This window comes from Mesorhizobium sp. M7A.F.Ca.US.006.04.2.1, assembly GCF_004022915.1.
GTDB lineage: Bacteria > Pseudomonadota > Alphaproteobacteria > Rhizobiales > Rhizobiaceae > Mesorhizobium > Mesorhizobium ciceri.
Genome location: NZ_RZQA01000056.1, coordinates 5,001 through 14,056, shown reverse-complemented (window position 1 = coordinate 14,056; position 9,056 = coordinate 5,001). Strand labels below are relative to the sequence as shown.

The following is a 9,056-nucleotide window of genomic DNA, read 5'->3' as shown; positions in this document are numbered from 1 at the left end:
GTTCGCGAAAGACGCTGATGCCGTTGATGCCGCCACCGATGACGAGCACGGCGATATCAGGCCGGTCGCGCAGACCGGCTAACGTATGGCTACGGTTCATCGGGGCTGTTGCCTTTTTTTCTCAGGCATCCATCGCGGTGAGATGCGCGGCTGCCGCGGCGTCGATTGCCGCAAGCTCGCCTGCCGCAAGCGTGATCTCCCCGGCCCGCGCATTGTCGAGCGCCTGTTCGGGATTGCGCGCGCCGCACAGCGCGAAGGTGATGCCCGGCTGGGCGAGCGTCCAGGCGATGACGATCTGCGCGGTCGACGCCTGGTGGCTCTCGGCGATAGGGGCGATGGCCTCCTTCAGCTTTGCCACCTTCTGTCGGTTGGCCGTGGAAAAGCGCGGGTTGTCCTTGCGCTGGTCGTCGCCGCCGAATGTGCGGCCGGGGTCGACCGTGCCGGTGAGCAGCCCCAGCGCCAGCGACGAATAGCTGAGCGTGGCGATGTCATGGCGGCGAGTGATCGGCAGCAGGCTGCTCTCGATGTCGCGGTCGATCATCGAATAGCGCTCCTGGATCGCATCGAGCTGGCCGGCATCGATATAGTGGCCGAGATCCTCGGCGCTGATATTGCTGGCGCCGATGGCGCGGATCTTGCCGGCTGCCTTGAGCTTTTCCAATACCGCCATCGTCTCGGCGATCGGCGTCGTCGGGTCCTGCCAATGGGTGATGTAGAGGTCGATATGATCGGTGCCGAGACGCCGCAGGCTCTGCTCGACCTCATAGGCGATGCCGTCGGCGCCGAGATAGCGATGCACTGGCTTGTCGTCCTGGTCGAAGAAATGCCCGCCCTTGCCCGAATGCCAGTTCAGCCCGCATTTGGTCGCGATCACCACCTTGTCGCGCTTGCCCTTGATGGCGGTGCCGACGATCGCCTCGCTGCGGCCAAGACCGTAGGCCGGCGCTGTGTCGATCAGGCTGAGGCCGGCATCGATCGAGGCTTCGATCGCCCGCACCGACTCCTTTTCGTCGGTGCCGCCCCACATCCATCCGCCAATCGCCCAGGTGCCCAGGCCCACGGCCGACGCCGATATGCCGGACTTGCCGATCTGCCGCTGGATCTGTCGAGAATTCATGCTGCCTCCTGTTCGGCCAGCTCGAGGATCTGGAGCCCCGTGGCCTCGTCCGTGACGATGGTGTCGAGATGATTTCCGCGCATTGCGGCGAGGATCGGCGCGACCTTGCTGGCGCCACTTGCAATGCCGATCGAGCGCGGGATGGTCGCGAACTCGTCAAGCGTCAGCGAGACCAACGAACGGTTGAGCGAGTAGTTGCAAAGCTTGCCCCGGCGATCGATGAGATGGGCGAGCAGCTCGCCTGTTGCCCCGGACTTCTCGATCGCCTGGCGATCGGCATTCGAGGACGGATGCAAATCGTAGTAACTGGAATCGTCGGTCAGGATGGAGCCGACACCCACCACCGCGACATCGGCCTCGCGCGCCTTGCGAAACACGTCTGCGACGGAGCTGATGCCCATCAGCATCTCGCGCTGCTGCGCGGTGTCCGCAAACAACGGCGCATGGATCTGATAGGCGCGGCCGCCGAGCTTGTCGGCCATCAGCGAGGCGACGTGGTTGACATCGGTGTAGTGCTTGCCCTGCACCAGCCCGGTGGCGGGAATGATTTCGACGTCGTAGCGGCGCCCCGGCTTGAGACCGGCGACCAGCGCGCTGACGCCCTTGCCGCCGGTGATCGAGATGGTGTCGCCGTCCTTGATGGTGTCGAGCAGCAGCCCAGCCGCAGCCTCGCCGACCCGCTGCAGGGCGGTGTGCGGATTTTCGGAGACCGACGGCACCACCATCGCCCGCTCGATGCCGCCCAGCGCCACCAGCCGCGCTTCCAGGTCGACCAGATGGTCGATCGGCGACTTGATCTTGATCTCGACGAGACCAAGCTGGTGACCGCGCTTGATCAGCCGGTTGACGGTCGCGTGCGAGATGCCGAGTTCCCCGGCGATCTCGGCCTGGGTCTTGCCTTCGACATAATGCAGGACAAGCGCCTGGTGCATCTGACGAACAGCGGCGATGTCGTCGCGGGTGTTGGGAGGGGCCATGGTCTTGTTTCGCCGCCTTTGAGGTTCAGGACTTCTTGCGGTGCAGGAAGTGATCGATCGACACCGCTGCCAGCAGGATGCATCCCTTGATCATGTCCTGCCAATAGACCGAGACATCGAGCAGGATAAGCGAGCTCGTCACCACCGACAGCAGAGCCATGCCGAGGATCGCCCCGAAGATGGTGCCCGAGCCGCCATTCAGCGAGGCGCCGCCGATGACGGCCGCGGCGATGATGTTGAGCTCCATGCCGGCGCCGAAGGTCGGCGTCGCCGCGCCGAAGCGCGCCATGTAGATGACGCCGGCCACTCCGGCGAGGGTCGAGCACAGCACCGTGACCCAGAACTTCACCTGATTGGTCCTGATGCCGGAGAACTGCGCGGCCTTCTCGTTGGAGCCGGTGTAGAAAACCTTGCGGAAGGCCGTGGCGCGACGCAGCAGGAAGTCGAAGATCGCCACCACGACGATGAAGATCAGGATGACATAGGGGATGTTGTTGAAACTGCCCTGGCCGATGGCCTTGAAGGCCGGCGGCAAGGTGAACAGCGACAGCGGCGTGCCCTTGGTGACCACCAGGCACATGCCGCGCACGATGACCATGGCGGCCAGCGACGTGATGAAATGATTGAGCCCTATCACGGTCACGAAGAAGCCCATGGCCGCGCCGATCAGCGCGCTGACGCCGATGCCGATCAGGCTTGCCGTCCAGGGATCGAGCCCGGCGAGGAACAGCGCACCCGAGACCACCATCGAGAAACACACGACCGAGCCGACGGAAAGGTCGATGCCGCCGACGATGAGCAGGACGGTCATGCCGACGACGACGATGCCTTCGATGGAGAAGCTCATCAGCATGGCGCGGAAATTGCCCCATGTCAGGAAGTGCGGCGAGGCGAAGCTCATGGCGATGCACAGCGCCAGGATGATGACGATCAGCCCGGCCTCGCGCATCGAGGCGAGGTGAGCGAAGTTGATGCGCCGCCCGGCGGACTTGATCTCGGCGTGCACGAGCGCTTCTCCTGATTCCCTAGGCGACATTCTGGGCCTGCCTTTGAATTGAACTGTCCTGGACGCCCGAGGCGAGCATGATGATGGCTTCCTCGCCGAGCTCGCTGGCGGCGAGTTCGCCGGCGATCCTGCCTTCGCGCACCACAAGAACGCGGTCGCACAAGCCAATCAGCTCCGGCAGTTCGGACGAGATGATGATGACGCCGACACCGCTGCCAGCTAGCTGGCGCAGCAGCCGGTGAATCTCGACCTTGGCGCCGACATCGATCCCGCGCGTCGGCTCGTCCATGATGATGACCTTGGGACTGACGGACAGCTGCTTGGCGATAGCAACCTTCTGCTGGTTGCCACCGCTCAGCGTCGACACAGTGGCCTCGATGCCGGCCATGCGCACGCCGAGCCTGCCGGTCAGCTCCCGCGCCTGACGATCCTCGGCCTTGCGGTCGAGCAGGCCGAGGCGCCCGGTGAGCCGGCCGAGGTCGAGCGCCGATATGTTCGCCGCGATCGGCAGATCGAGGAACACGCCGGAGCCTTTGCGATCCTCAGAGAGATAGACCAGCCCCGCCTTGACCGCATCGCCATAACTGCGCGGCCGCAGCTGCTTTCCGTCGAGCGCGACGGTTCCAGAGGTCATTGGCCTGAGGCCGCAGACCGTCTGTGCGATCTCGCTGCGGCCGGCGCCGATCAGGCCGCCTATGCCCAGAATTTCGCCAGCGCGAAGCTGCAGATCGACGTCGGCGAAGCGGCGCCCATCGGAAAGCCCCTCGACCGACAGGAGAAGGCGCCCAGGCCCTTGCGGCGCCAGCTTGTCGGGATAGAGCTGGGTGATTTCGCGGCCGACCATCTTGCGCACGACATCGTCGGGTGAAACGGCGGCTATCGCATCGGTCGCCACGTAGCGGCCGTCGCGGAAGACGGTGACGCGGTCGCAGAGCGAGAAGATCTCGGCCATGCGGTGGCTGATATAGACCACCGAAATGCCACGTTCCCTAAGCCCGCGCAAGATCGAGAACAGGCGTTGCGCTTCGCTTTCGGTGAGTGCGGCGGTCGGCTCGTCGAGCATCAGCACCTTGCAGTCGAGCGTCAGCGCCTTGGCGATCTCGACGAGCTGCTGGTTGGAAATGGAGAGGTCGGCGACCCTGGTGCGCACCGGAATGGGCGCGAGCAGGTCCATGACCTTCTGGGCGTCAGCGTAGAGCTTCTGGAAATTCATCAGCGGCGCGCGCCGGCTGTTGATCGCGGCCATGTAGATGTTTTCGGCAACCGTGGCGTCCTGACACAGCGCGATCTCCTGGTGGACGAGCGCGATGCCGAGACGTTGGGCGGCCGCGGGCGAGTGAATCGAAATGCGCTCACCATCGATCAGGATGTCGCCCTCGTCGGGCTGCAATACACCGGCGATCATGTTCATCAGCGTCGACTTGCCGGCGCCGTTCTCGCCGCACAGCGCATGGATTTCGCCGCGCCGCAGCTCGAACCGCACGTCGCTCAGTGCCTTGACCGGGCCGAACGCCTTGGACAGGCCGCGGATTTCAAGAATGGGCGCCTGGGTCACGCCATGCTCCTGCGATGCTTGCGGGGGAGGAAGGAGGCCGAAGCCTCCTTCCCGGTTGGTCCGGCCTTGTGGAGGCCGGGGCGGCGATCGAGACTATTCCTCGATGCCCTTGGTGCCGCGACGCTTGAGGTACTTGTCCCAGTAGAAGTCGTCCGCATTGTCCTTGGAGACGATGGAGAAGCCATTGTCGACGAAGGGCACGCTCATCGGGTTGAAACCCGAACGCTTGGCGTCGTTCATCGGATCGATCAGGCCGGGATGCTTGGCCATCCACAACAGCATGAAGCCCATATAGCCCTGCATGCCCTGGTTGGGATTGACCGAGCCGAAGATCTCGCCGGCCTTGATCATGTCGAGGATCTTGGCGTTGACGTCGGCGAGCATGACGCGGATCTTGCCGCCGCCTTCCTTGGCGGCCTGGGCAGCACCGATGGCCGAGTTGGCCTCCGGCATGAACACGGCGCCGAGGTCCGGATGCGCCTGGGCCAGGCTCAAAACCGCCTGATAGGCCTTGGTCGGATCCTGGTTCGAAGCGGCGCGGCCGACGAGCTTCATGTCAGGCCATTTGGCTTCCATGCGGGCAACGAAGGCGTTGACGCGCTTGTCGTGGTTGTCCTGACCGGGATTCTCCAGCACCGCATATTCGCCCTTGCCATCCATCGCCTTGGCAACGGCGTCGGCGGCATAGGTGCCTTCGGCATTGTTGTCGGAGGTGATGTAGGAGACGCGCTTGGAATTCGGCGAGTCGGCGGCGAAGGTCACCACCGCGGTGCCCTGCTCGATGGCGCGGTTGATCGGCTCGATGAACGGATCGGAGTTCATCGGGTGTACCAGTATGCCGGCAGGCTTCTGCGCCAGCGCCTGGTCGAAGGTGGCGATCTGCTTGTTGACGTCGTATTCCGGCGTACCCGTATAGGCGGTCTCGCAGCCGAACTGCTGGCCGGCCTGCTTGAACATTTCATAGACCGGGAACCAGTATTCGACGCCCGAGACCATCACGTTCATGACGTATTTTTCACCCGGCTCGCATTTGAACGGGTTAGGGGTTTCGGCGCGTACCTGCATCGACCCAAAGCAGGTCGATGCAGCCGCCGCGATTGCGAGCGTGCTCAGAAATTTGCGCAAGTTTCCTCCCTTGGCCGAAGCCATCCTCAATGACCGTTGCAGGCACTCAGTGAGCGCTGCCGTATGGATTTGATGATGCCGACCTTCCTCCGAAAGCCGACGATCGGGACATTACAGCCCGGGCGCGCATTGTCAATATAATTCACATAGTGAAATATATTTCACAACCTACTTCAAGGGGATTCCTACCGGGGGGGGCTCGCAGGGCACCCTCCCGCCGGCCGCGTCTTTATCGCCTGAAGCCCCCGATCCTGTCTTTGATAGATCTGTTCCGGGCGCAGCGTGACGGCTCTCCATATGTCCGCTTGGCCAGAAGTCGGCTGCAGCTTCGGCTTCGCTTTCGGGGGCCTGAGCCTGGGCAGATCGATGGCCACCCCAGCCGCATATCAAAACGGCGCGCGGGCATTTGTGGCTGGCGGGCTGTTTTTGATGTTGGTTTTGGGGAGAGGATTTGCGTTTTCTGTCTGGCGGCTTGGCTTGGCTGGTTGCGGGCGCCTGATGACAGGCCGGCAGCACAGCACAGCACAAAACAAAAGAGCCCGCACGATGGCGGGCCTTTTTGAATTTGGTTGCGGGGACAGGATTTGAACCTGTGACCTTCAGGTTATGAGCCTGACGAGCTACCGGGCTGCTCCACCCCGCGTCAATTTTTGTGTAAGCCGAGGCCTACAGATAGGTATATGGCTGACCAAATGAAAGGGCCGCTTACGCGGCCCGTGATCCCTTGGCGGGCCATTTCATAAAGAGAAGATTTTTCTCCATCCGATTTGGATGTGAGATCAACGTGCGTTTGGCAGACCTGGCAGCGACCTACTCTCCCGCGTCTTGAGACGAAGTACCATCAGCGCTGGAGCGTTTCACGGCCGAGTTCGGAATGGGATCGGGTGCAGCCGCTCCGCCATAACCACCAGGTCGGCAAAACGCACGTTGTTCGAGAAGCTTTTGAGCGAAGGGCACAAAGAGACATCGGCAGCGGGGCTGTCGGGTGCCTCTCGGGGCTGTTCGCTGGTCTTTGTGTGCCTTTACGGTTCTTGGTCTGGCGCCTTTCGAAGCGAAGCTTCGCAAGGTCGACCGTCGGCGCTGATGCGCCGCACTCACGTAGCGCCGCCCGCAGGGCGGAACAAGCGTGAGTGAGAACAGACCATCTGACTTTGTCAGATGGGCATAAGGAATGAGAACGATCAAGCCGATCGAACTATTAGTACCGGTAAGCTTCAAGCGTTGCCGCTCTTCCACACCCGGCCTATCAACGTGGTCGTCTTCCACGGTTCTCAGGGAATACTCGTTTTAAGGTGGGTTTCCCGCTTAGATGCCTTCAGCGGTTATCCCGTCCGGATATAGCTACCCTGCTATGCGGCTGGCGCCACAACAGGTCCACCAGAGATCCGTCCATCCCGGTCCTCTCGTACTAGGGACAGATCCTTTCAATATTCCTACACCCACGGCAGATAGGGACCGAACTGTCTCACGACGTTCTGAACCCAACTCACGTACCGCTTTAAATGGCGAACAGCCATACCCTTGGGACCTGCTCCAGCCCCAGGATGCGATGAGTCGACATCGAGGTGCCAAACAACCCCGTCGATATGGACTCTTGGGGGTCATCAGCCTGTTATCCCCGGCGTACCTTTTATCCGTTGAGCGATGGCCCTTCCACGCGGGACCACCGGATCACTATGACCGACTTTCGTCTCTGCTCGACTTGTCAGTCTCGCAGTCAGGCAGGCTTATGCCATTGCACTCAGCGAACGATTTCCGACCGTTCTGAGCCCACCATCGCGCGCCTCCGTTACTCTTTAGGAGGCGACCGCCCCAGTCAAACTACCCACCATACATTGTCCCGGACCCGGATAACGGGCCGCGGTTAGACATCCATAGTAATAAGGGTGGTATTTCAAGGGTGGCTCCACCTGAGCTGGCGCCCAGGCTTCAAAGCCTACCACCTATCCTACACATGCCACTACGAATGCCAATGTAAAGCTATAGTAAAGGTGCACGGGGTCTTTCCGTCTAACCGCAGGAACCCCGCATCTTCACGGGGAATTCAATTTCACTGAGTCTATGCTGGAGACAGCGGGGAAGTCGTTACGCCATTCGTGCAGGTCGGAACTTACCCGACAAGGAATTTCGCTACCTTAGGACCGTTATAGTTACGGCCGCCGTTTACTGGGGCTTCGATTCAGAGCTTGCACCCCTCCTCTTAACCTTCCAGCACCGGGCAGGCGTCAGACCCTATACGTCGTCTTGCGACTTCGCAGAGCCCTGTGTTTTTGATAAACAGTCGCTACCCCCTGGTCTGTGCCACCCTCCTCTACTTGCGTAGAAAAGGGTCACGCTTCTTCCGAAGTTACGCGTGCAATTTGCCGAGTTCCTTCAGCATAGTTCTCTCAAGCGCCTTGGTATACTCTACCAGACCACCAGTGTCGGTTTCGGGTACGGTTTATAAGGAGGAGCTATTTCCTGGAACCACGCAGCAGCCCGTTCAATCCGATAAGATTGGACTACCTCAATGATCCGTCACTACCTCCAAGCCCACGAATATTAACGTGGTTCCCATCGACTACGCGTTTCCGCCTCGTCTTAGGGGCCGGCTAACCCTGCTCAGATTAGCTTTAAGCAGGAACCCTTGGTCTTTCGGCGGGGGAGTCTCTCACTCCCCTTACGTTACTCATGTCAGCATTCGCACTTCTGATACCTCCACCACCCCTCACGGGTATGGCTTCATCAGCTTACAGAACGCTCCGCTACCGCTTGGCCCTTGCGGACCAAACCCTAAGCTTCGGTGTATGGCTTTAGCCCCGTTACATTTTCGGCGCAAAGACCCTTATTTAGACCAGTGAGCTGTTACGCTTTCTTTAAATGATGGCTGCTTCTAAGCCAACATCCTGGTTGTTTTGGGATCCTCACATCCTTTCCCACTTAGCCATAACTTGGGGACCTTAGCTGTAGGTCAGGGTTGTTTCCCTTTTCACGACGGACGTTAGCACCCGCCGTGTGTCTGCCGACTAGTACTCCCAGGTATTCGGAGTTTGGTTAGGTTTGGTAATCCGGTGAGGACCCCTAGCCCATCCAGTGCTCTACCCCCTGGGGTATTCGGTCGACGCTCTACCTAAATAGATTTCGCGGAGAACCAGCTATTTCCGAGTTTGATTGGCCTTTCACCCCTAGCCACAAGTCATCCCGAACTATTGCAACAGTTATGGGTTCGGTCCTCCAGTAAGTGTTACCTTACCTTCAACCTGCTCATGGCTAGATCACTCGGTTTCGGGTCTAATG

5 protein-coding genes, 1 tRNA gene and 2 rRNA genes (1 of these 8 only partly in view) are annotated in these 9,056 nt (G+C 60.8%); all 8 read right to left on the bottom strand.

Features of this window, described 5'->3' with window-relative positions; genetic code table 11:
• Positions 1-121 precede the first annotated feature (121 nt).
• Positions 122-1,117 carry an aldo/keto reductase gene (locus EN925_RS05310; RefSeq protein ID WP_027161269.1) on the bottom strand — a complete coding sequence of 332 codons (996 nt, stop codon included), beginning with the start codon at positions 1,115-1,117 and terminating at the stop codon, positions 122-124.
• Positions 1,114-2,094 (bottom strand): sugar-binding transcriptional regulator, encoded by a 981-nt coding sequence (locus EN925_RS05305; RefSeq protein WP_024504451.1) that lies wholly within the window; start codon positions 2,092-2,094, stop codon positions 1,114-1,116. The genes EN925_RS05310 and EN925_RS05305 overlap by 4 nt, the downstream gene beginning before the upstream one ends.
• Positions 2,095-2,119: 25 nt before the next feature.
• Positions 2,120-3,043, bottom strand: coding sequence for an ABC transporter permease (locus EN925_RS05300; RefSeq protein WP_224674565.1), 924 nt, complete (start codon positions 3,041-3,043; stop codon positions 2,120-2,122).
• A 76-nt stretch (positions 3,044-3,119) separates the two neighbouring features.
• Entirely contained in the window at positions 3,120-4,655 is a 1,536-nt protein-coding gene (locus EN925_RS05295; protein WP_127365502.1) for a sugar ABC transporter ATP-binding protein, read from the bottom strand.
• A 93-nt stretch (positions 4,656-4,748) separates the two neighbouring features.
• Positions 4,749-5,780 (bottom strand): substrate-binding domain-containing protein, encoded by a 1,032-nt coding sequence (locus tag EN925_RS05290; protein WP_013529471.1) that lies wholly within the window; start codon positions 5,778-5,780, stop codon positions 4,749-4,751.
• A 566-nt stretch (positions 5,781-6,346) separates the two neighbouring features.
• A tRNA-Met gene (locus EN925_RS05285) sits at positions 6,347-6,423 on the bottom strand.
• Between the two features lie 154 nt (positions 6,424-6,577).
• Positions 6,578-6,692 (bottom strand): 5S ribosomal RNA (gene rrf / locus EN925_RS05280).
• Between the two features lie 265 nt (positions 6,693-6,957).
• Positions 6,958-9,056: ribosomal RNA gene (locus EN925_RS05275) — 23S ribosomal RNA — on the bottom strand; it runs 723 nt beyond the window's last position.